The organism is Pseudoglutamicibacter cumminsii (assembly GCF_016907775.1).
Classification (GTDB): Bacteria; Actinomycetota; Actinomycetes; order Actinomycetales; family Micrococcaceae; genus Pseudoglutamicibacter; species Pseudoglutamicibacter cumminsii.
The window spans coordinates 202,423-224,113 of record NZ_JAFBCO010000001.1 but is presented as its reverse complement, the minus strand read 5'-3'; the positions used below and the strand labels follow the sequence as shown (position 1 = coordinate 224,113).

Annotated in this window: 17 protein-coding genes, 1 tRNA gene and 2 pseudogenes; 10 read left to right on the top strand and 10 right to left on the bottom strand. The window is 59.7% G+C overall.

Annotated features, from left to right (window positions below; translation table 11 throughout):
• Positions 1–60 precede the first annotated feature (60 nt).
• Positions 61–1,002, top strand: coding sequence for an NAD(+) diphosphatase (gene nudC / locus JOD50_RS00965; protein ID WP_204880076.1), 942 nt, complete (start codon positions 61–63; stop codon positions 1,000–1,002).
• On the top strand, positions 995–3,106 hold the full coding sequence (locus tag JOD50_RS00960) for an ATP-dependent DNA helicase UvrD2 (protein WP_338051959.1): 2,112 nt from the start codon (positions 995–997) through the stop codon (positions 3,104–3,106). Before nudC ends, JOD50_RS00960 begins: the two co-directional genes overlap by 8 nt.
• Here the strand turns inward: JOD50_RS00960 and JOD50_RS00955 are convergent.
• A complete protein-coding gene (locus JOD50_RS00955; protein WP_204880075.1) occupies positions 3,094–4,170 on the bottom strand; it encodes a ubiquitin-activating E1 family protein in 1,077 nt (358 codons plus the stop codon). The genes JOD50_RS00960 and JOD50_RS00955 overlap by 13 nt on opposite strands.
• A gap of 168 nt (positions 4,171–4,338) precedes the next feature.
• Between JOD50_RS00955 and JOD50_RS10575 the strand changes: the two genes are divergently transcribed.
• Entirely contained in the window at positions 4,339–4,941 is a 603-nt protein-coding gene (locus JOD50_RS10575) for a SprT-like domain-containing protein (protein WP_204880074.1), read from the top strand.
• A 3-nt stretch (positions 4,942–4,944) separates the two neighbouring features.
• Here JOD50_RS10575 and JOD50_RS00945 read toward each other — a convergent pair whose 3' ends face one another.
• Positions 4,945–6,471: a zinc-dependent metalloprotease gene (locus JOD50_RS00945; RefSeq protein WP_204880073.1), complete on the bottom strand. Its 1,527-nt coding sequence runs from the start codon at positions 6,469–6,471 to the stop codon at positions 4,945–4,947.
• 115 nt (positions 6,472–6,586) lie between these two features.
• Between JOD50_RS00945 and JOD50_RS00940 the strand changes: the two genes are divergently transcribed.
• From JOD50_RS00940 to JOD50_RS00915, 7 genes and pseudogenes are all read left to right on the top strand, one after another.
• Positions 6,587–7,777: a YlbL family protein gene (locus JOD50_RS00940; protein WP_204880072.1), complete on the top strand. Its 1,191-nt coding sequence runs from the start codon at positions 6,587–6,589 to the stop codon at positions 7,775–7,777.
• A 223-nt stretch (positions 7,778–8,000) separates the two neighbouring features.
• Positions 8,001–11,054, top strand: a complete 3,054-nt coding sequence (locus JOD50_RS00935; RefSeq protein ID WP_338051958.1) for a UPF0182 family membrane protein — start codon at positions 8,001–8,003, stop codon at positions 11,052–11,054.
• Positions 11,055–11,250: 196 nt separating this feature from the next.
• Positions 11,251–11,324 (top strand) — tRNA-Met (locus JOD50_RS00930).
• A gap of 346 nt (positions 11,325–11,670) precedes the next feature.
• Positions 11,671–12,879: a hypothetical protein gene (locus JOD50_RS00925; protein WP_204880071.1), complete on the top strand. Its 1,209-nt coding sequence runs from the start codon at positions 11,671–11,673 to the stop codon at positions 12,877–12,879.
• A 62-nt stretch (positions 12,880–12,941) separates the two neighbouring features.
• Positions 12,942–13,235, top strand: a pseudogene (locus JOD50_RS10330) (transposase); the annotation flags it as partial.
• A 15-nt stretch (positions 13,236–13,250) separates the two neighbouring features.
• On the top strand, positions 13,251–13,772 hold the full coding sequence (locus JOD50_RS00920; protein WP_338052112.1) for a YiiX/YebB-like N1pC/P60 family cysteine hydrolase: 522 nt from the start codon (positions 13,251–13,253) through the stop codon (positions 13,770–13,772).
• Positions 13,773–13,846: 74 nt separating this feature from the next.
• A complete protein-coding gene (locus tag JOD50_RS00915; protein ID WP_204880069.1) occupies positions 13,847–15,016 on the top strand; it encodes a hypothetical protein in 1,170 nt (389 codons plus the stop codon).
• A 175-nt stretch (positions 15,017–15,191) separates the two neighbouring features.
• Here the strand turns inward: JOD50_RS00915 and JOD50_RS00910 are convergent, their stop codons facing one another.
• The 8 genes and pseudogenes from JOD50_RS00910 to JOD50_RS00875 form a co-directional block, all read right to left on the bottom strand.
• On the bottom strand, positions 15,192–16,451 hold the full coding sequence (locus tag JOD50_RS00910) for an IS256 family transposase (RefSeq protein WP_070491369.1): 1,260 nt from the start codon (positions 16,449–16,451) through the stop codon (positions 15,192–15,194).
• A 436-nt stretch (positions 16,452–16,887) separates the two neighbouring features.
• Positions 16,888–17,349, bottom strand: a complete 462-nt coding sequence (locus JOD50_RS00905; protein ID WP_204880068.1) for a hypothetical protein — start codon at positions 17,347–17,349, stop codon at positions 16,888–16,890.
• An 18-nt stretch (positions 17,350–17,367) separates the two neighbouring features.
• Positions 17,368–17,670 (bottom strand): annotated as a pseudogene (locus JOD50_RS00900) (DUF6973 domain-containing protein); the annotation flags it as partial.
• Positions 17,671–17,699: 29 nt separating this feature from the next.
• On the bottom strand, positions 17,700–18,053 hold the full coding sequence (locus tag JOD50_RS00895) for a cupin domain-containing protein (protein ID WP_204880066.1): 354 nt from the start codon (positions 18,051–18,053) through the stop codon (positions 17,700–17,702).
• Positions 18,054–18,083: 30 nt separating this feature from the next.
• On the bottom strand, positions 18,084–18,686 hold the full coding sequence (locus JOD50_RS00890; protein ID WP_204880065.1) for a response regulator transcription factor: 603 nt from the start codon (positions 18,684–18,686) through the stop codon (positions 18,084–18,086).
• A 23-nt stretch (positions 18,687–18,709) separates the two neighbouring features.
• A complete protein-coding gene (locus JOD50_RS00885) occupies positions 18,710–19,843 on the bottom strand; it encodes a sensor histidine kinase (RefSeq protein WP_204880064.1) in 1,134 nt (377 codons plus the stop codon).
• Positions 19,844–20,614, bottom strand: coding sequence for an ABC transporter permease (locus JOD50_RS00880; protein WP_204880063.1), 771 nt, complete (start codon positions 20,612–20,614; stop codon positions 19,844–19,846).
• A gap of 15 nt (positions 20,615–20,629) precedes the next feature.
• Positions 20,630–21,556 (bottom strand): ABC transporter ATP-binding protein, encoded by a 927-nt coding sequence (locus JOD50_RS00875; protein WP_204880062.1) that lies wholly within the window; start codon positions 21,554–21,556, stop codon positions 20,630–20,632.
• Between the last annotated feature and the right edge of the window lie 135 nt (positions 21,557–21,691).

Sequence of the window (21,691 nt, the reverse complement as noted above, 5' to 3'; positions counted from 1 at the left end):
ACCCTGAGGGTGCAACTGGTTTTTGCTGGGTGTGCGGCGTGCACCGGTTACGGTAGTTGTATGTCTTTTGCGTCGGTTCCGTTCTCGGGCTTCGGGTGGGATCGCGGTGGTATGGACCGTCGCGATCAAGCGTGGCTTGAATCTGCTTTGGGTGACTCTGCAACCCGGGTTGTGGTGGTTGACCGCAGTTCGGTGCTGGTCGAAGGGCATGAACTCGCACCGCTGACGGTGGGTGACCTCCCTGCCGACGATGCGGTTGTTGCGTGGCCGGATGCCGTGTGGCTTGGTCGCGTCGATGGTGAAACGTGGGTTGCGGTTCCTGCATCGGCTGGCGTCGAAACGGCCGGCTTCGAAGCCGCGTTGCGTGACGGTGTGGCGTGGGCTGATGTCCGGCAGGTTGCGGCGGGTATGTCGGCCCAAGATGCTGCGTTGGCGGCTACCTCTGTGGCGATCACGGCATGGAACGCTGCGAATGTTTTTTGTGCGCGATGCGGGCAGAGGATGTGCCCGATCGATGCTGGCTGGGTGCGAGTGTGCAACGAAGGCCATGAGGAGTTCCCGAGGCTTGATCCAGCGGTGATTGTGCGGATCACGGATGAGGATGACCGCGTTCTGGTGGGGCATAACGCGGCGTGGGAGCCTGGCCGTTACTCGATTTTCGCGGGTTTCGTTGAGCCGGGGGAGTCGTTTGAGGGTGCGGTGCGGCGTGAGATGCGTGAAGAGGTCGGCCTGGATCTCACGAACATCACGTATATGGGTTCCCAGCCGTGGCCGTTTCCTCGTTCGCTGATGGTGGGTTTCACTGCGAAAGCCGCCTCGACCGCGGTGGTGACTCAGCCTGATGAGATTGATGAGGCGCGCTGGTTGAGCCGTGATGAGTTGCGTGCCGCGGTGGCCGACGGCACGGTGCGTTTACCTGGCTCGTCGTCGATTTCGTATGCGTTGCTGGCTGATTGGTTCGGTGGAGCGTTGCCTGTGAGGGAGGCTGTTGGGCGTGCGTAATCCGAGCCCTGAAGAGATTTTGGCTGGCCTGGATGCGGAGCAACACGAGGTTGCTTCGAATGTCCATGGTCCGATGGCGGTGATCGCTGGCGCGGGGACGGGTAAGACTCGCGCTATCACGCACCGGATTGCGTATGGGGTGGCTTCGGGCGCGTATGTTCCGAATCAGGTCATGGCGGTGACGTTCACTGCGCGTGCTGCCGCGGAGATGCGTGCGCGTTTGCGTGCTTTGGGTGCCCACGGTGTGCAGGCTCATACGTTCCATGCGGCGGCGTTGCGGCAGTTGCAGTATTTCTGGCCGCAGGCTGTGGGTGGGCAGCCTCCGGCGTTGGTGGATCATAAGGCTCCGCTGGTGATGGAGGCGGCTCGTCGTCTGCGTATTTCGGCGGATCGCGCCGCTGTGCGAGATATCGCGGGTGAGGTTGAGTGGGCGAAGGTCTCGATGTTGACGCCGGAGGCGTATGCGTCGCCGGCCTTGAACCGCCCGCCGGTTGCGAGCCTTGATCATCGGGCCTTGGCTCGCTTGTATGCGCTCTATGAGGAGGTCAAGACTGACCGCGGGATGATCGACTTCGAGGATGTTTTGCTGTTGACGGTGGGCATCCTTGAAGATGATGAGCGGATCGCGGCGCAGGTCCGCAGCCAGTACCGCCATTTCACGGTGGATGAGTATCAGGATGTTTCGCCGCTTCAGCAGCGGCTTTTGGATGCGTGGTTGGGTTCCCGCGCTGATGTGTGTGTTGTTGGGGACCCGTCGCAGACGATTTATTCGTTTACGGGCGCTACGCCGCGGTTTTTGTTGGAGTTCCGGCAGAAGTACCCGGAGGCTCGTGAGGTCCGTTTGGTGCGGGATTATCGTTCGACTCCGCAGGTGGTTTCGGTTGCGAACCGTTTGCTCGCGAACCGGAGGGTTGAGCGTGGCCTGGGGCAGCGTGGGGCGGTGTGGCCGGAACCGTTGGAGCTGATTGCTCAGCGGGATGCTGGCCCTAAGCCTGAGTTCCATGAGGCAGCGGATGATGATGCGGAAGCTGAGTTCATTGCGGAGCGCATCAGCCAGTTGCATGAGGCTGATGGGGTAGCGCTGAAGGACATCGCGGTTTTGTTCCGCACGAACGGGCAGTCTGAAGCGTTTGAGCGTGCGCTGAATGCCCGCGGGATTAGTTTCCAGTTGCGGGGCGCGGAGCGTTTCTTTAAGCGCTCTGAGGTTTTGCAGGCGATGGCGCAGATCCGTACGGCGGCCCGTCAGTCCCCGAACGAGCCTGCCCCGGGTCTGGTGCGGGATGTTCTGAGCTCGCTGGGGTGGACGGCGAAGGCCCCGCAGGCTACGGGTGCGGTGCGTGACCGCTGGGAGTCGTTGTCGGCTTTGGTCTCGTTGGCGGACGGCATGGACGCCGCGTTGGGCGAGGGTGAGCGGATCACGATGAAGCAGTTCGCGGATGAGTTGATGGAGCGCGCCCAGACCGCGCACGTTCCGCAGCTTGAGGGCGTCACCCTCGCGTCCTTGCACTCTTCGAAGGGTCTTGAGTGGGACACGGTGTTCCTGGCGGGGATGACCGAAGGGCTGATGCCGATATCGTTTGCCGAAGATCAGGCCGGCGTGGACGAGGAGCGTCGCTTGATGTATGTGGGCGTTACACGCGCACAGCGTCGGCTGATTGTTTCGTGGGCTTTGTCCCGTACCGCTGGTGGGCGCGGGCGTCGTCGGCGTACTCGTTTTCTGGATGGGATCGCTCCGTCCTCGCGTGGTGCTTCGGCTTCCGAGGCGTCGTCGCGGCAGGCTCCGCGTAAGCCGGTGAGCGTCATGCGATGCCGGGAGTGCGATGGCTTGCTGACCAGCGCGACGGAACGGAAGCTTCGCCGCTGCGATGACTGCGCCCCAGAGATCGATCAGGGCCTGTATGAGTCCCTGCGTGAGTGGCGCACGGAGACGGCGAGGGAGATCGGCATGCCGGCGTTCGTGGTGTTGACGGATGCGACGTTGCTCGCGCTCGCCGAGTCGATGCCCGAGGGGCCGGAGGATTTGTTGAAGGTTCCGGGCATTGGGGCTGCGAAGATGCGCCGTCATGGTGAGGACATTTTGTCGGTTTTGTCTCAGTTCCGCTGACTGTTCAGTTGATCTCCGCATCGGCATGTGGCCGGCTGGTAGGTCACGGCTGATGTTTCGGTGTCGATACTGATGCTGTGGTGGGCGCTGGGCGGTGGTGTGCGCCGGTCGATGATGTGGAGCGCATGTTGGACGGCGATGGCCGCCGCAACGCACGCTTGAGCGGTTTCTGGTGCGCTGAGGTGCGGGCTACTCAGTTCGGTGCGATCTTCTCGCAGTGGCCACGTGGTGGTGACGCACTCGCCGCAGGTCAGCGGCGAGCGTTCGTCGATGCCGGGGCTTTGGATGAAGGGGCCGATGCGTGCGTGGTCGTGGGCGAGGATGACGGGGAGCACCGGTACGTCGAGGGCTGCTAGCTGGCTGAGTTCGTCCGGGCTGAGGCCGTCGTTTCGTACATAAATCACGGCGTCGAGGCAGTGGGTCACATGGCTGAGTTCGAGCGCTCCGATCACGGCGGTGTGGGGGTGGATGCGTTCGATGTGTCGTTGCAACGCGGTGGTGCGGTTGAGCCCTAGTTCGGTGATCCGTAGTGGTGTGGTTCCTAGGTCCCAGGGCTGTACGCGTTGGGTGTCTCCGCTGAGGATCCGGCCGATCCCCGCTGCCGCGAGTCCGAACGCGATGTTCATTCCGCAGCGGTCCAGTCCGTCGATCCATACGCTGCATTGGTGCCGTGAATAGGCGCCTGGTTTTTCTTTCTGGTCCGAGTCAGATGGGTGCGGGGCGCGGTGGTAGCGGGCGTCGTTGGCGATCCGCTCACCGAGGAGCCCCGGGACGGGTAGCTCATTCGCATGAGTTTGGATGAGATGTTCGATGTCGGTGAGGATTCCGCGGCGCCGTTGCGCTGTCGCTGTATCTGGAGAAGATAGTTGCGCATAGGGGCGCTCGGGGAGCGTTGTGAGGAGCTGTTTGAGCCATGTGAGGTCTTCGGGCCGCACACCGGTGATGTGGGTTGCGTGGCAGCCGTCGCCGAAAGTCACGCGGCCGTCGGGGTATGCGAATACTCGGGTTCCGGGTGCGAGTACGTGTTGTTCTTCGTGTGTTTCAGTGACTGGTAGCGCGGTCATGTGTCCTCCGCTTATGTGGGGTTCTAGCAGTGAGGTGTCGTGTGGTTATCGTGGCATTTTCAGCTCGGTCACTGCTTTGTTATCCACAATTTCGGATGTCCACAGCGCAAGTGTGCGGTGCATCGACAACAATGGGATGAGAACCCCGTCGACCATTGGAGTTGCATTGTGAAAAGCGAGCAGCGCATCACCGTAGACGACCAGCCTGTTCTGGTGCGCCGCTCGTCGCGGCGCTGGAAAACCGTGAGTGCGCGGTGGGAAGGCGGCGTTATGTGCCTTGCGGTTCCTGCAACACTGAGCGATAAGCAAGTTGAATCGTGGGCGCGCAAGATGCGGAAGCGGCTTGGTAGCAAGCCACCGGCGGCTCGCTCGGACGAGGAGCTGATGCGGCGCGCTGAAGAGATCTCTCGTGAAGTGTTCGATGGCCGGGGCGTCCCGAGCTCGATCCGTTGGGTTACGAATCAGCGGATGCGGTGGGGATCGGCGACGTTGTCTACCGGCGCGGTGCGAATTTCACATCTGCTTGAGCAGATGCCGCAGTGGGTCATCGACTACGTCATTGGGCACGAAATGGCCCATCTGATCGTTCCCGAAGATGGGCACGGTAGACGGTTCAAGGCGTTCGAGCGCAAGATTCCGCGTGCGGCGGAGGCTAAAGCGTTCCTTGACGGTGTTGTGTGGGCCCGCCGGCTTGGCGGGGAAGAACCCGGCGGAAACGAACCTGGCGGGAACGAACCCGGCGGAAACGAACCCGGCGGGGAACAGGTTTAATCCCTACTTATCGGATGCGTCGCCGCTCGGCCCGTTGCTGTTTGGCCCGTCGCCGCTCGGTCCGTCGCCGTCGGTCTCGCTGCCGCCGCTGCTAGACCCGCCGCCGTCAAGCCACGCGTTCATCGCGGCTTCGAAGTCTTCGTCGGACGCGTCCAGTAGCGCGCGGCGCTCGAAGTAGCCGGTTGGGTCATCGAGATCTTCGGCTGTCGGGAGGTTCGCGAGGTCAGCCCACGCTTCGTCGCGAGCCTGGTCGCCGCGCTCCTGCGTGATGAACTCCCACACAGCGGATGCATCACGGGCGCGACGCGGGCGCAACTCCAAACCAACCAGCCCCGCGAAAGCGAGTTCCTTAGGGCCACCGGTTGCGCGGCGTCGGCGGATCATTTCACGCAATGCCGGCGCTGACGGCAAACGCTGAGCAGCCTTCGTCACCACAGCATCAACCCAGCCTTCAATCAGAGCGAGCGTGGTCTCGAGCCGCGCGAGCGCCGCTTCTTGCTGAGGAGTCTTGGTTGGCTCCAACATCCCGGAGCTCAAAACCTCCTGGAACGAGGACGGATCGAACGGATCGATCCCGTCCAGCTGCTCGTGGATCGCCGAAGTGTTCATGCTGATGCCCTCAGCGAAGTCCTTCACGAGCCCCACCACGTGGTCTTCGAGCCACTCAACCGAGTTGAACAGGCGCACGGTCGCCGCTTCACGCAACGCAAGATACAGCAGGACTTCAAGATATGGCTGCGCCAGGCCCTCGCCGAAAGCCTTCGCGTTCGCGGGAACCAAAGTGAAACCGCGGCCCGCCATCGGAAGGCCAACGTCGGTTCCACCGATAGCCTCCGACGCCATCGTGCCCACAGCTTGGCCGAGCTGCGCACCGAACATCGTGGAACCCATCGACGTCAGGAATGAACCCGCCTGCCCCAGCAGTGCGCGGGCCTCTTCCGGCATCTGGTCGTTGAGTGACTGGCTCACGGCTTCAGAGGCGCGGTGAGCCACCGGTTCCGTGAGGCGCTGCCAACCCGGGAGCGTCTTCTTGATCCATTCGCCACGGCTCAGAACCTGTGGCTGCTCGGCAGGTGCCTCGAAGGAGGTGACTTCGTTGAGCCACAGGTCAGCCAAGTGTGCGGCCTCTTCGACGTCGTGACGTTCCTCCCCGGTGACCTTCGGATCATCGCTGCCCAGAACCTGCTGAGCCGACTCGGTCGCGATGTTCCAGTTCACGGGGCCCCCAGAGCCGCCCTGAGCCAGCGCCCCAAACAAGTGCTGCAGCTGGCCAAAGATCGCGTTGAAGTCCGGTTGCTGGCGGTGATCGTCATCGTCGTCGCCGGAACCCATGCCAGCACCCATGCCTGGGCCCATATGCATTGAGAAACCCTGCGGGCCAGCGCCACCGAAAAGCTGGTTGAACATCTGACTTAGCGGGTCGCTCGGTCCGTTGCCAGCGCCGTTTCCTGCACCATTGTCAGCGCCGTTGTTCTCGGCGTTGTCGTGGTTTTCGCGGTCGTCGTCGTGTGAGCGTGGATCGTCAGCCATACTCTTACGGTACCTGGCCGGGCGGGGGAGCGTGGGGTCGTTTCGCTTCTGGCACAGAGCCCGATTGGTTCCGTCGCGCGGCAAGCATGAAGGCGGGCTGTGTAGTCTTTTCTGTATGAGCACTGGCATGTCTGAAGTCCCGCACGCGGAGGGCCCGGAGGGACGGTCGTTGAGCGGCGACCAAAGCGATCCGCGGGCCCCGATGCAAGCCCCGATGCGTCGGCAGCGGCGGCAGCGCCGCGACGGCCGGCAACGGTATGGCGCGGGCGTCCAGTGGTTGTCGGGCATGGCGGCGATGGTTTTGTTGGTGCTTCCGTTTTCGTTGCCTACCGCGTACATGCTTGAGAAGCCGGGGCCGGCAGTAGACACGGTGGGCGCGCTGGATGGCAAGGACATCATTTCGGTTGATGGCCGTAAGACGTATGAGACGGATTCTTCGCTCGCGCTCACGACCGTGTCGGTTATTGGTGGGCCGGGCCGTCAGCCTACGGGCCTTGAGGCGCTGCTCGCGTGGGTGGATCCGGTTGCGGATATGCAGCCGCAGGAGTTTTATTACCCGCTGGGTGTCACGTTTGAGCAACGTAGCCGCGAGAGCAATCTTCAGATGACGAGTTCCCAGGTGACCGCTGAGGTGGCCGCGGTGAAGCATCTGGGGATCGATTTTTCGATGGAGACGCGCATCGTTGATTTTGCGGAGTCCCTTAACAATGGCGTGCTGCAAGCCAACGATGCGGTGGTCACCGTGGATGGTCAGCGAGTTTCGAGCGTGACTGAGGTCCAGAAAGCGGTCCAGGCCTCCAAGGCGGGAGATGACGGCGGCTCGGTTGAGCTGGGCATCGTACGCGATGGCAAGCAGATGAAAGTCACGGCCGCCACGAAGGTTTCGTCTGATTCGGGTAAGCCGTCTTTGGGTGTTTATATCGCTGAGCATCCGCGGTTCCCGTTCAAGGTTTCGTATGCGATTGAGAACATCGGTGGCGCGTCTGCGGGCACGATGATGGCGTTGGGTTTGATCGATAAGCTCACCCCGGGTTCGTTGGCGGGGGATACGCAGGTGGCTGGCACGGGCACGATCGATGTGGACGGCAAGGTCGGCCCGATCGCTGGTGTTGCCCAGAAGATCGTGGGCGCGCGGAAGGCTGGCGCTGAGGTGTTCCTGACTCCGGAACAAAACTGCCCGCAGCTTAAAGGGCGAGTTCCGGATGGAATCAAGGCGTATTCGATGAAGACCCTGGATGATGCGGTGAAGATCCTCGAAGCGCTCGAGCAAGACAAGGAACCTGACGCACCGCAGTGCGGCATCTAAACGACCCGCGGCATCTAAACGAACAGCGCGGCATCTAGATGTCGCGGCGTGGAGCCTAGCTCGTATGTCTCCTCGGTGGAGCCGGGTCACGTCGTGTGGGCACAGCCTCAACGTCCGGTGTGTGTATGGTGTGAGCCGTTTGGCAGAATAGGAACATATGTGTCTGATCCCGAGCTCGGCTCGGGCATCTGATGTGCTGTTCGTATTCGATTGAAGGATTGTCGTGACCTCAGGCCCCGCGTTCCCTTTCCCGTCCCGCGATTCTGGCGGGGGTGACAAGAATAATTCCGGTTCACAGAACCGGAGTGAGAGCCCTAAGATCCCTGCGTTGCTACCCGCGCTGATTATTGTTGCGGCGCTCGTAGGGTTGTTTATTCTTTTCGCGCATTTTTACACCGACGTGCTGTGGTTTGATCAGCTCGGTTTCGCTAGCGTTTTCTGGACGAAGACTCTGACGCAGGTCGCTTTGTTTGCGATCGGTGCGGTGGTTATGGGCGGGGCTGTTTGGCTTCAGCTGAATAATGCGTGGCGTAAGCGTCCTAAGCGTCCGAGCTCGGCTGCCGGGCAGACGATGCGGATGTTGGAAGAGACGCCGATGTTCCGTCGCCTGGGTCTGATTGTGGTGCCTGTCCTGTTGGGTATTTTCTCGGGTGTCACGCTGACTTCGGGTTGGCAGGTTGTGCAGTTGTGGCTGCATAGGACGCCTTTCGGTACGAACGATCCTGAGTTCGGTTTGGACATCTCGTTCTTCGTGATGTCGTTGCCGTTCTTCGAGATGGTGGTTGCGTTCCTGATTTCGGTGACGCTGGTGAGCGGTATCGCTGGTGTGGTGGCGCACTATCTCACGGGTGGGGTTGCGTTCTCTGATTCGGGCAAGGTTTCGGTGACCCGTTCGGCGGGCTTGCAGCTGGGTATTTCTGGCGCGCTGGTTCTGTTGGCGTTTGGTCTGCGTTTTTGGCTTGAGTCTTACAGCACGGTTTTGAATCAGTTGGGCCGTGTCCCGGGTGCTTTGTATTCGGATGTTCACGCGGTGATTCCTACCAAGTTCATCCTTGCTGGTGCCGCGTTGATCGCTGCCGTGTTGTTTGTGGTTGCGGGTGTGCGTGGCAAGTGGCGTCTGCCGCTGATCGCTACCGCGATGTTGGCTGTCGTGGCGCTCGTCGCTGGTTTCGCTTTCCCTGCCGCTCTGGAGCAGTTCAAGGTCAAGCCTTCGCAGAAGTCGATGGAGCGTCCTTATATTCAGCGCAACATTGATGCGACGCGTGCGGCCTATGGTCTGGAGGACGTGGAGCTTCAGAATTACGATGCGAAGACTCAGCCTGAGAAGAACGCGTTGACGCGCGACGCGGCGACGACCACGAACATTCGTTTGTTGGATCCGACTATTGTTTCGCCGACCTTTGCGCAGTTGCAGCAGCAGCGTGGCTACTACACGTTCCCGGACACGTTGGCGGTGGACCGTTACACGTTGGACGGTAAGTCTCAGGACACTGTGATCGCGGCGCGCGAGTTGGCTGTGAATTCGCAGACGGTGACGAACTCGTGGGTCAACCAGCACATCACGTATACGCATGGTTATGGCGTTGTCGCGGCGTACGGTAACAAGGTTTCCCAGACGGGTGACCCGCAGTTCATGTTGGAGAACATCCCGTCGCAGGGGGTCTTGGGTGACGATTCCACGTACGAGCCGCGTATTTACTTCGGCAAGTCTTCGCCGCAGTATTCGATTGTGGGCGGCCCTGAGGGATGGGAGCCGCGTGAGCTGGACCGTCCGGCAGGTTCGGACGGTAAGGGCGAGCGCCGTAATACGTTCTCGGGTGATGGTGGTCCGAACGTTGGTTCGTTCTTGAACAAGTTGTCGTATGCGATCAAGTTCGGTTCGATGGACATTCTGCTTTCGGGCGATGTGAACGCGGAATCGCAGATTCTGTATGACCGTCACCCGCAGGATCGCGTGAAGAAGGTTGCTCCGTTCCTCACGGTTGATACGGCGGCGTATCCGGCGATCATTGATGGCCGTGTGAAGTGGATTGTGGATGCGTACACGACCACGAATAACTACCCGTATTCGACTTCCCAGCAGTTGGGTGACGCGGTTCGTGACACGCTCACGCGTGCTCAGGGCGCTAGTGCAGATCAGTTTGCTGACAACGTGAACTACATCCGTAACTCGGTCAAGGCGACGGTGGATGCGTATGACGGTTCGGTTGAGCTGTATGCGTGGGAGCCGGATGAGCCTCTGTTGAAGGCGTGGTCTGGCGTGTTCCCGAACGCGATCAAGCCGATGTCGGAGATGTCGCCGAAGCTCATGGAGCATGTGCGCTATCCGGAGGATATGTTCAAGGTTCAGCGTGAGCTGCTCGGTAAGTACCACGTTGAGAAGGCTGACGACTTCTATGAGGGTAACGATGCGTGGCAGGTTCCGAACGACCCGACCGCCGGTGCGGAGAACCCACCTAAGCAGCCGCCGTACTACATGTCGCTGCGTCTGCCGGGTGAGGAGAAGGATTCGTTCTCGCTGACGTCGAGCTTCATTCCTGAGCAGTCGGCCGGTTCGCGAAACCAACGCAACGTTATGTATGGCTTCATCGCGGCTAACGGTGATGCCGGTTCCACTCCGGGCAAGGTCAATGAGGATTACGGCAAGATCACGTTGTTGAAGTTGCCGACCCAGACGACTGTTCCTGGCCCTGGTCAGGCTCAACAGAACTTCAACTCGAACCCGTTGATTTCGAAGGATCTGAACTTGCTTTCGGGCACCGGCGGTTCCACGAAGGTCATCAAGGGTAACTTGCTTTCCCTGCCTGTGGGTGGCGGTATTCTCTACGTCCAGCCTGTGTACGTTCAGTCGACGGGTGAGACGTCGTATCCGTCGCTGCGTAAGGTCCTGGTTTCGTATGGAAACTCGGTGGGCTACGCGGATTCGTTGTCGGAGGCCCTTGACCAGGTCTTCGGTGGCGATTCGGGTGCTCAGACCGGTGAGTCCGGCCCGATTAAGGGTGGAGGCTCTAAGGACGGCAAGGGCGGCGATTCCGCTCCGTTGGATGCGAACGCGCGACTGACGGATGCTTTGAAGCGTGCGAATCAGGCCATCAAGGATGGCGAGGAAGCGCTCGGTAAGCAGGACTTCGCGGCCTACGGTAAGGCTCAGCAGGAGTTGCAGAAGGCGTTGGAGGACGCGACTGCGGCTGATGAGGAGCTGAACGGCGCCGCGAACAATGCAGCTGATGGTGCCGCCGATGGCGAGCAGGAAGATCAGCAGCCAGCTGATGAGTAAGCCGGCGGATCAGCGTCTGATGCGACAGCATCGTTGATCTGGTGCGTGTGGGTGGGAACTCGGGTTGAGTTCCCACCCACAGCCAGTTAACGCGGTTCGCTTAGATTGGTAGCGGCAGAGTGACGAAACGCACGCTTGGATTGTTCACCTCCGATTTGCTTCCTGTTGTTGGGCTGTCCTATAGTGGAAAGCACGCCGCGGGGTGGAGCAGTTCGGTAGCTCGCCGGGCTCATAACCCGGAGGTCAGAGGTTCAAATCCTCTCCCCGCAACGAGAGAAACCCGGTATCTCAACGAGAAATCGCTGAGATACCGGGTTTTGTTTTGCCCAAAATGTCCCTAGGGGCCAGAAAAAGGGCCAGTTATTCTCACATGCATTCTCGATCCACCGATGCCTCAACGCCGGACTTTGACCGACACTCTGATGACCGTACGCCTGCGAAAAGTGGCGAGGGAAAGGGGTTCGACCCCTCTTCTGTGGCCATCGAGTGGAAGTAGGGACGATGTGGAAGGCCGAAAATCCGTACGTTAACACTTTGCGTCACTGAGAGTCAACAGGTTGCGACAACAATGAGATAATAGTGTTAATCGGCTCTGTTTGCTTGAGGGAGAATATGCATGACCGATAACACCCAGTATCAGAATCACTTAGGGGCTTCTGTCTCTCAGAAGCCGCGGCGTAAGAAGTCGAAGGTGCTGATCGCCGCTTTGATCGCTGTTCCGTTGGCGGCCTCTGCCGTGGGGGCGACGTTCTTGTTCGGCGGCTCTGTCTCTAGCGAATGCCATGAACAGCATCAGATGCTGGATGAGCAGAAGAAGGAACTCGGTTCTGCTGTTGGTGCTTCCAATAAGGCTCAGGATCTTGGTACTGCTGATGAGCCCGTGCCACACACCAAGGGCTTCGCCGAAAGTTATGACAGATCTAAGCTCTCCAAGCTCACCGCCGAAGGTGAGAAGGCTATCGCCAGCGTGAACCCAACGTGTGAGGATAAGGATTCCCTCAACTCAACGAAGGCTGTCGTAGCAGCCAACGCTGCTCTGTTGACGGATCTCAAGACCGAGACCGATAAGTACAGCGATGCGCTGGAGGCCTACCGTCTCGAGCAGGCAACCAAGGAAGCTGAAGCCTCGATGGCTGAAGCCAAGGAAGCTCTCTCCAAGGCGCAGAAGGCAGCTGATACCCAGCTGAAGAAGGTCAAGGACACTCCGTCGCTACAAGGCGAAGCGGCTATCAAGAAGCCATACGAAACCTTGACGAAGGTATCCAACGAAGCCAACGCGATCTCTACCACGGTGACTACCTCGACCTACGAGGATGCTGTCGAATCCATCGCTAAGGCTAAGGAAGCCGACGCTAAGGCTGGCGAACTGAACAAGGCCGCCAAGGATCTTGAGAATGCTATCGCCAAGTATGAAGGTAACAAAGCAAAGAAGAAAAAGAATGCTGAGAAGGATCGGACCACCAACTCTGCGGCTCCAGCCACCCCAGCTCCTGCCCCAGCACCTGCCCCAGCTCCTGCAACTCAGCCGCGTACACAGGCACCTGTAGCCCAGAAGCCACCGGCGCAGAAACCGAAGCCTGCGGCTAAGCCAAAGGTGACCAAACCGAAACCTGCTCCGAAGCCGAAGCCTGCTCCAAAACCAGCTCCGAAACCAAGCAATAATGGAGTACAAAAGGTTGTCGTCAACGGGGTCACATATGTCAAAGCCCCTTTCACTAACAACCAATGGATCAAATACGTCACCTCTAAATCTCGACCAGGGGCTAACTGCTACAACCACTCCGAAGATCTTTGGATCTGCAAAGTCTCCGGTCCTGGCCAGTAACCTCTAACTGAAGCGGCCTGGGTTTGGTGGAGGCTCCAGAGTTATGGAACGAGAATGGAGCCATGGTCCAACACATGAACAAGGGACGCCGCTATTCCACTGAGGAGAAGGCTGCGGCGGTCCGGATGGTGCGAACGCTCCGCGCCGAGCTCGGTACGAGCCAAGGAACGACCTCGCGGGTGGCTGAGCAACTCGGTTATGGTGTCGAGTCAGTGCGCTCCTGGGTGCGTCAAGCTGACATCGATGACGGTGTGAAAGCTGGGGTGACGACCGACGAGCAGACACGTATGCGAGAACTTGAACAAGAGGTGCGTGAACTCAAGCGCGCGAATGAAATCTTTAATCGGGCTTTGTCCGAGAGTAAGGCTTCGGTGCGGGAAGCGAAATCGGTCGATTCTCTGGCTGATCGAAGCGTTGCTTCGGCCCGCAGCAGTAGCGGGGGCAGCGGTACCGTTACCTTGGGTTCTGCGAAGCGTAAGGGTGATATTTTCGTCTCTCCTGCTTCGACGTTTTTCGTTCAGCATGGCCACACAGGCATTTACTACTCAACCGCAACCATCGTGGAAGCTCCCGGGGCCGGAAAGAAGAGCCGATCGATCGCAGCCAACAAGGTGAAGGTAGGCAAGGGCGCGGTGAAGCAGTACGTTAGGACTACATCGACCAATAGAGGTAAGGCTGCTAACTATGCCTTCAACAAATTGCGCGGCAAGGGATATAACTTCAATTTTGCCGTGAACAAGTCGACGACCGGTTCGACGATGAATTGTTCGCAGTTGGTGTGGGCGGCCTACAAGGCGGCGACGGGGATTGATCTGGACGGCAACGGAGGTCCTGGCGTTTATCCTTACAACATTAAGGATTCCTCAAAGACAGTGACGTACAAGACCCTCTAAACGTACTGGAAAACTAGTATTTGGGCCGGCCTAAGATTGGGCCGGCCCAAACTCTGTATCAGAATGGAACATTCATGATTCACGGACGTCGTATCATCGCCGCAGCGGCAGTGTCGGCCACTGTTTTTACCCTGGTTAGCTGTTCACCAGCTGATCCCTCATCCCAAAAAACCGAGGCTCTAGGCGAGGCCGCGTACGCACTGTGCTTCAGTGCTCAGAGCCGTGACATGGATGGGAAAAGCCTAGACGGAAAGGTTTTGCTGGTAAACGACGATGGTGCTTTTTCAGAAGTGCAGACCTGGGGCATGGACATGTGCTCGATGGCGTGGACTGAGAAGGGGTTGTTCTTCAGTGATATGAAGACCGACTATTTACTTGATGGTAACGGCATGAAGAGTTTTGAGAATGCAAAAACGGACAGCCAATACGCCATGCTTGCCACCACGCCGGATACTGTAGTGGGACTTTATAATCTGGGCTTCAGCGACGTCGGGTATACGACTCAGGTTGTGACCACCACCAGTTCCGGAAGCTCTCTAGCCGAAGTTGAAGGTAGCTATTTCATTGCTGCTCAGTGCGAGGGGGAGGTCTTCGGGATAGGTTTGGCTACCGGTCCATATTCGAAGACGGGTGATCCTGATACAGAGCCCATGGTTCTCAGCCAATTAACTGGCACGAACGATGGCAAGGAGAAAGTTGTCGGCAGCAGTACTCAGGCTAGAGAGGGCGAGGTACTCAATGATGCGCCATGCCTTAATGGAAAGATCTACTACATCTCTGACGAGAGACGAGGTGGATTGGATGTTGCTGCTAAGCCCGTTTTATCGATTTGGGACACCAAGACCGGTAAGTATGAGAGCAAGGCCCTGAGCTCAGATGAAGTGACCGAGCCTTTGATCAGTGAAGATGGTACAGACCGACCTCAAGTAACCCGTCAGTCGCTGAAGGACGGAAAGCTTGAGTGGTACGGGGTTAAGAATTCGATCATGTCCACGGACATCAAGACGGGACATACGGAACGCAAATTTAGCGTTGAAGGATATAGCGATAATTCCGCTTCATCCGAGGCGATCTTCACTGATACTGAGGTTGTCGTCATGGCAGATAATAATGATGGTTCTCCGTACAGAATTTTGCGTTATGACCGGTCCACCGGCGAAGAAGTGGGGCGGGTCGTGCTGGATGACGATCCGGCAAAAATCAGTAGCGGTCTCTTCTTTAGGGGATTTGCAGTGAGGCCGTAAAGTGAAGCGCCCTGGGTTTGGTGGAGGCTCCAGAGTTATGGAACGAGAATGGAGCCATGGTCCAACACAAGAACAAGGGACGCCGCTATTCCACTGAGGAGAAGGCTGCGGCGGTCCGGATGGTGGGTCAAGCCCCTGGAAGTGGTGTAACTGAATGGTGATCCTTCGTGGGTGGTCAGGCGGGTAGTTGCATCAGGTCGTCGGTGCTCACCTCCGTCGGCGAGCTGGTGGCGGGGTCGGTGGTCAGGGTGAGTCGGCAGCGGCTGAGGACTTCGAGACCGAGGTAGCGGCGGCCTTCGGCCCATTCGTCGGTCTGCTCGGCCAGGACGGCGCCGACGAGGCGAACGATGGCATCCCGGTTCGGGAAGATCCCGACCACGTCGGTGCGGCGGCGGATCTCCCGGTTGAGACGTTCGGTGGGGTTGTTGGACCAGATCTGCCGCCACACATCGTCGGGGAACCCGGTGAAGGCGAGCAGGTCCTCACGGGCATCGCCGAGGTGGTCAGCAACCTCGGGCAGCCTGCTGTCGGTGTACTCCAGCAGGCGGTCGAACTGCTCGTGCACGGCCGATGCGGTGGGCTGGTCGTACACGCTGTGCAACATCGCCTTCACCGCCGGCCACATGGACTTGGGGCACACGGCCATGAGGTTGGCGGCGTAGTGGGTGCGGCAGCGCTGCCAGGCGGCCCCGGGCAGGTGTGCCGCGATCGCCTCCACCAGCCCGGCGTGGGCATCGGAGGTCACCAGCCGCACTCCGCCCAGGCCACGGGCCACCAGGTCGGCGAAGAAGGTGTTCCACGAGGCCTTCGTCTCGCTGGTGGCGACTTGCATGCCCAGGACCTCGCGGTGGCCGTCACCGTTGACGCCGGTGGCCAGCAGCACCGAGGCTTTGACGACCTGCTTGTTCTCGCGGACCTTGATCGCCAGCGCATCAGCGGTGACGAACGTGAACGGCCCGGCCTCGTCCAGACGTCGGTGGCGGAACGCGGCGACCTGCTCGTCGAGGTCGGCGGCCATGCGCGAGACCTGGGATTTCGACAGGGCGTGGATGCCGAGCGTCTTGACGAGCTTGTCCATCCGGCGGGTGGACACACCAGCGAGGTAGCAGTCCGCCACGACCGTGATCAGGGCGGACTCGGCCCGCTTGCGGCGCTCGAGCAGCCACTCCGGGAAATACGAGCCCTGGCGCAGCTTCGGGACGGCGACATCGATCGTGCCGACGCGGGTGTCCAGCGGGCGCTGGCGGTAGCCGTTGCGGCGATTCGTCCGCTGCTCGGAGCGGGCGTTCCATTCGGCCCCGCACACGCTGTCGGCGTCGGCGGAAAGCAGGGCGTTGATCATGGTCTGCAGCAGCTCGCGCATCAGATCCGGTGATGCATCGGCGAGGGCTTGGCCCAGCAGGCCGGCAGGGTCGACAATATGGGGTGCGGTCATCGTGATGACTCCGTTCGAGGATTCTTTGGAAGGTTGACTCGAAGGATCACGCGGTGGCCGCTCTACATCCGACAACGACACGAAGTCGGAGACGATCTCGGCCACCGAGTTACACCACTCTATGGGGCACTACTCGGATGGTGCGAACGCTCGAGCATGAAGAAAAGTTCTATGCTGGGGTTACCAGCGCCAAAGAACTGGTAGAAATCAAATGAGCTGAGTCTCCACCAAACCCAGGGCGCCTCATAGAAAGGTTCTCTGCCAAGATGCGATCCTCAACAAGTCGGACCACGCGATCCTTGGCATCTTGGTCAAATTTCTTTGGCATATCCCAGATATTCCCATCTACTCAAACGGAACAAAACCTGGGACACCTCAAAGGCTGCCAAAGAGCTATTGCTCACTGGCAGCCTTTTTCAAACGAACGGGAAGACCCCTATGAGGAAGATCCCTGAGAATTAGTAGGAGACAACTCCATGGTTCCTTCAGGGCCTTCCTGTACTGACCATTGCTGATCGGCCGGGAACGCCTTCACATAGTCTGTCTTTCCAGAGCAGAAATCAACCTTCGAACGGCTCAACTCAACCGCCTGGGCATCATTTCCTTGTCCAAAGACCAACCACTGTCGCTGGTCCCCGGAGTCAGCATCCAACTGATCCACCACGTTTTTCATAGGGGCAGGCAGATCTGCAGAAGCCGAGGAATACGGGCACACCACTGCAACACCTTCCCAAGATTCTATGGGCGAATCCTGCTGCGGAAGTTTCACAGTTTTACCAGGCTTCGCCTCAGAAATCAGCGTTTCCTCGTATGAACCTTGCGTAGCGCAACCAGCCATCAGCACGGTCAGAGCAGTCACAGGGATAATTTTCAAAGACAGTCGTTTAGTAGTTTTCATGCTCGCATTCAATGATTTTTAGAGGGTAACCAGCTTGTTCTGGTTGGCCAAAGACTTGCACTTAACACTGCTCTTTGAAGCTGTTTTTTGTGCCTTGCCTACCGATCGACCAGTCTTGTTGTTGGCTAGGTCCATCTTCTTTTCACGGGCCGGTCCGTTACGAACCGCTTCGTGATTTGAAGCAATCTTCATGGCACCATTCTCACCGATGCTGATGGTCATCAAGGCATTCCAGTAACAGTGACGGTACGCATCTCCCTTGCCATTATGCAGTGATTTAGGGAAAAGCTTTTTTGCCGATGCTGTGGCATTGTTCGCGTCCTTGGCCGCTTTTGATCCCTAACCCGCGCTTATTTCGATGCGGGCCGGTTCAGCATATACAGCGCCATTTTTGCTTTGGTGAGCGCTTTGACGGCGTGCGGGAGGCGCGTGGTGAAGTGAACCAGGCCGCCAGGGCGCAGCGTCACGGTTTCGCCGTCGCCGGTGACCTCCAATTCGCCTTCAAGAGCTTGCACAATAACGGGCATCGCAGCAGTATGTTCGGTTAGTTCTTGCCCCTCGTCGAACGCGAACAACACCACGTTCACGCCCTCAGCGCTCAGGACTTTCTTTGAGGCGGTGGCGCCCGGGGAGTAGTCGACGTGTTGGGCGAGGTTCTCGACGTAACCTAGCTTGCCGGTAGGTTCTGGTGTGGACTCACTCATGGTTGTGCTCCTTTGCATTGTTTGTACGAGTCACCCGATCCAGCCGTTGCGGCGCGCGATCTCCGCAGCTTCATGCTTGGACCTCGCGCCGAGTTTGATCTGGATGTTGGAAAGATAGTTCCGTACTGTCCCGTCGGCGAGGTGGGCACGCACCGCGATGTCGTGCACCGGCAGGCCGAGCGCCGCGAGCTCAAGCACATCGGACTCCCGTGCAGTCAGCGGGGAATCCCCGGCGGCGATCGTGTCCGCCGCCAACGCGGGGTCGATCGCCCGCTTACCGGCGTGGACCTCGGTTATGGCACGCACAAGGTCCTCGGCGCGTGCATTCTTCGGCAGGAACCCGCGCACGCCCGCCTCGAGCGCCTTCTTCAAGTAGCCGGGCCTTGCGTGCGAAGTGAGGATCATCGTCGCGGCCGCAGCCCCGCTCGCCATGAGCGTTTGAGCGGTCTCGATCCCGTCGATCCCGCCCAGCTGCAGGTCGAGGATCGCGACATCCACCCCATCCATGTTCTCGACCGCTTCCTCCCCGGAAGCGTACTCAGCAACGACGGTGAGATCTTCATTGAGGGACAACAGCGAAGCCAGCGCTGAACGCACAATGGCCTCGTCGTCAACGAGCGCGAGCTTAATCATGATTCCTACCCGGCCTGCTTCCCTTACACATCACGTTCATTCTGGTTCCACTCTGCCGAGAGTATGAACGTGTCGTCCACTGTTTCCGCCGAGAGCGTGGTCGGGGAGAGGCGGCGTTGCAACGCCGCCAACCCAGTCCAGCCGCGCCCCGTATCGGCCGCATCGACTCCGTTGTTGGAGACCTTCATGCCGGCGCCGTCAAGCACGACGGAAACGTCAGTCGCGTTGGAATGCTTGAGGATGTTGGTAGTCGCTTCACGGATGATATAGGCGGCTTCCTGTTCCATGGTGGCCGGTGGTTTGCCCGTCACGGTGACGCGTGCGCCGCTCGCCTTGAGCAAGGAGATTGCGCCGGCAAGCTCGGCGCTCCACTCGGGAACTTGGTATGTGGTGACCATCGCCCGCATGTCCGTCATCGACTGATCAGCCAGGTCGACGATCGCTTCGATCGGCGCCGACGGATCGCCACCTTGCCGCGCCAGTTGCCCGGCCGTCTGCGCCTGCAGTGAGATCGCGGCCAAACGTTGCCCCATGATGTCGTGCAGATCCGCGGCGAAGCGTAGCCGTTCTTCCGCCAACCGCATCGTGGTTTGGGCCTGCGCTGTCTCCTCCGTAGCTCGCATGATATCGAGGTACCAGACCGAGGACTTGAACGTCACCCACAAGGCCGCCGCGTAGACGATGAAGGTGAAATACATCGGGGCAGGGGCGTCGATGGCGACGGTGTAGGCGAGTACGGTGCCCATGGGGACGATGCCTGCCCACATCGGCCCCAAGGAGGTGACGAGGGAAGACGCCGAGAGAAACGCGGCGATCATTCCCGCGGGGATCGCTTGGGGAGCGCCCGCCAACATGAACGCGAGCGGTGCAATCCCGACCGGGACGAGAAGGGCAACGGCTTGGCCCCACGAGGAGCGCAGGTCGATGCCCTTCAAGATCCAGCCGCCGTAGATGATGCCCGCGATGATCGCCTGGATAGCGATCGCGGCGTAGACCGGGGCGTTTGTAGCTGCCTCGAGGTGTTGAGGGTACACGTACAGCCACCAGGACATGGCGGTGAGGACTGGTGCCGCTATGACTAGTGTCCATTGGTATGTGCGGTAGGCACGCTGGGTCCGGTCAAGCTCGAAAGATTCGACGGGGCGGAAGCGCCACATTTACCCTCTCCTGGACCAGCGGAACTTTGTTGCAACGATCATAGCGGTAGCCGCAACCCAGCCGATAAGGATCAGCATCGGCTTCGTTGCGTCCGCGATGTCGCCGCCGAACCAGGCGGTTGCCATGACGTCGGCCATCGCTGTGGTGGGGACGTATTCGGTGATGGTTGCGAGCGTGTCGTTCATGAGGCTGCGCATGGTGAGGAGGCTTGGGCCGATCGTGAGCACCATGATGACTGGCAACGATGTGATCTGTGCGGACTCCGGGGTGCGGGTGTAGATCGCTGTTGCTAGCCCCGCTAGCAGGAACAACACCACAGTCACGATGACGCACGCGGCAAGCAAAGAAATGTTGGTGGGGATGGGCAGGTCGAGGGCCGCGATCGCGACGGCGAACATGCCCACTGACATGACGAGTCCGAGGAAGAGCCCTGGGGTGACGAGGGAAGTCAGGATGGTGCTGTCCCCCACTTCGCCGGCTCGCAGCCGTGTCAGCACTTGTTCTTCACGCCGATTCACGGCGGCTGAAAGCGTGTTGTAGTAGGAGACGAATACGAGCCCGATGGCGAGGATGAGAGCCACGACCATGCCGAGCTGCTCATCCATTTCCGCGTTGTTTGCCAACGGGATGAACAGCAGCGGGACGGCGAGTGGTAGCGCGATCGCATACATGACTTGTACGGTGTTGCGTCGCAACAGCGTGAATTCTGCTTTAGCGAGCGCGACCCACTGGGAGAACGCGGATACGGTGCGTGTTTCTTGCGTTGTCATTGTGCTCTCCAATCTTTAGGCGTCCCGCGTTGCGGCTGCGTCAGCCTGCGCGGCGGCGTAGGTCGCGGGCTCGTCGGCGATGCTGAGGAACACGGATTCGAGCGATGCGTGGCGCGCGTCGATATCGGTCAGGGCCACGTTGTTGTTGCGTGCCCACAGAAGTAGCTCGGTCAGGTCGTGTTGCAGGTTCATGGTACGGATCTCGGTCACTCCATCGCTTGTGGTCATGTTCTTGAAGCGGGGTAGGTCAGGGCGGGCGCCTACCCGGATGGTTGAGTGGTGCCCGGCCACGACGTCGGCGAGGGTTCCGGAGGTTGCGATGCGTCCGCGGTGCATGATCGCGAGCCGGTCGCACAGTTGCTCGGCTTCCTCTAGGTAGTGGGTTGTGATGACGATGGTGGTGCCGTTTTCGTTGGCCTTGCGTAGCAGGTTCCAGGCGAGCCGGCGGGACTCTGGGTCGAGGCCGGTGGTTGGTTCGTCGAGGAACAGCAGGCGCGGCTGGCCGATGAGCGCGCAAGCAAGGTCGAGGCGGCGCCGTTCGCCGCCCGAGAGGGCGGAGACGCGGACGCCGGCGCGGTCGGTCATGTCCACCATCGCGAGCACGTCGTCTACGGGGAGGGGAGTGGACAGCGTCCCGGCCCACATCGTGAGCGTCTCTTTGGTGGTGAGGTCGGGTGGGAAGCCGCCTTCTTGAAGCATCACGGCCTGGTAGGGGCGGATCTTCTTGCGGTCCTTCACCGGGTCTTTACCGTAGACCCGCACGTGGCCTTCGCTGGGTTTCGCGAGCCCTTCGAGTATTTCGAGGGTCGAGGTTTTCCCTGCACCGTTGGTGCCTAGGAGCCCGAAGATCTCCCCGGGGACAACATCGAGGTCAATGCCGTCCACGGCGGTGAAGTCTCCGTAGCGCCGGACGAGGTTTCTTACTTCGATGATTGAACTCATATTTTCACTCTATGGAGGCCTGATAGCCCGCCGGTAGGGCGATGACACACGAGAAAACGTGAGGATGTGTGGGGTAGGCGATGACAAATGTCATCGGTGGCATTGATGTTGTTCGGTACGATCATGCTCTAGGGC

What these genes read in the sequence shown, in the direction of transcription:
- JOD50_RS00925 (WP_204880071.1), top strand. Translation starts at nt 11,671, where the DNA reads ATGACCGATAACACCCAGTATCAGAATCACTTAGGGGCTTCTGTCTCT.
- JOD50_RS00955 (WP_204880075.1), bottom strand. Translation starts at nt 4,170, where the DNA reads ATGACCGCGCTACCAGTCACTGAAACACACGAAGAACAACACGTACTC.
- JOD50_RS00890 (WP_204880065.1), bottom strand. Translation starts at nt 18,686, where the DNA reads ATGATTAAGCTCGCGCTCGTTGACGACGAGGCCATTGTGCGTTCAGCG.
- JOD50_RS00945 (WP_204880073.1), bottom strand. Translation starts at nt 6,471, where the DNA reads ATGGCTGACGATCCACGCTCACACGACGACGACCGCGAAAACCACGAC.
- JOD50_RS00895 (WP_204880066.1), bottom strand. Translation starts at nt 18,053, where the DNA reads ATGAGTGAGTCCACACCAGAACCTACCGGCAAGCTAGGTTACGTCGAG.
- JOD50_RS00880 (WP_204880063.1), bottom strand. Translation starts at nt 20,614, where the DNA reads ATGACAACGCAAGAAACACGCACCGTATCCGCGTTCTCCCAGTGGGTC.
- JOD50_RS00875 (WP_204880062.1), bottom strand. Translation starts at nt 21,556, where the DNA reads ATGAGTTCAATCATCGAAGTAAGAAACCTCGTCCGGCGCTACGGAGAC.
- JOD50_RS00905 (WP_204880068.1), bottom strand. Translation starts at nt 17,349, where the DNA reads ATGAAAACTACTAAACGACTGTCTTTGAAAATTATCCCTGTGACTGCT.
- JOD50_RS00915 (WP_204880069.1), top strand. Translation starts at nt 13,847, where the DNA reads ATGATTCACGGACGTCGTATCATCGCCGCAGCGGCAGTGTCGGCCACT.
- nudC (WP_204880076.1), top strand. Translation starts at nt 61, where the DNA reads ATGTCTTTTGCGTCGGTTCCGTTCTCGGGCTTCGGGTGGGATCGCGGT.
- JOD50_RS00910 (WP_070491369.1), bottom strand. Translation starts at nt 16,451, where the DNA reads ATGACCGCACCCCATATTGTCGACCCTGCCGGCCTGCTGGGCCAAGCC.
- JOD50_RS00940 (WP_204880072.1), top strand. Translation starts at nt 6,587, where the DNA reads ATGAGCACTGGCATGTCTGAAGTCCCGCACGCGGAGGGCCCGGAGGGA.
- JOD50_RS00885 (WP_204880064.1), bottom strand. Translation starts at nt 19,843, where the DNA reads ATGTGGCGCTTCCGCCCCGTCGAATCTTTCGAGCTTGACCGGACCCAG.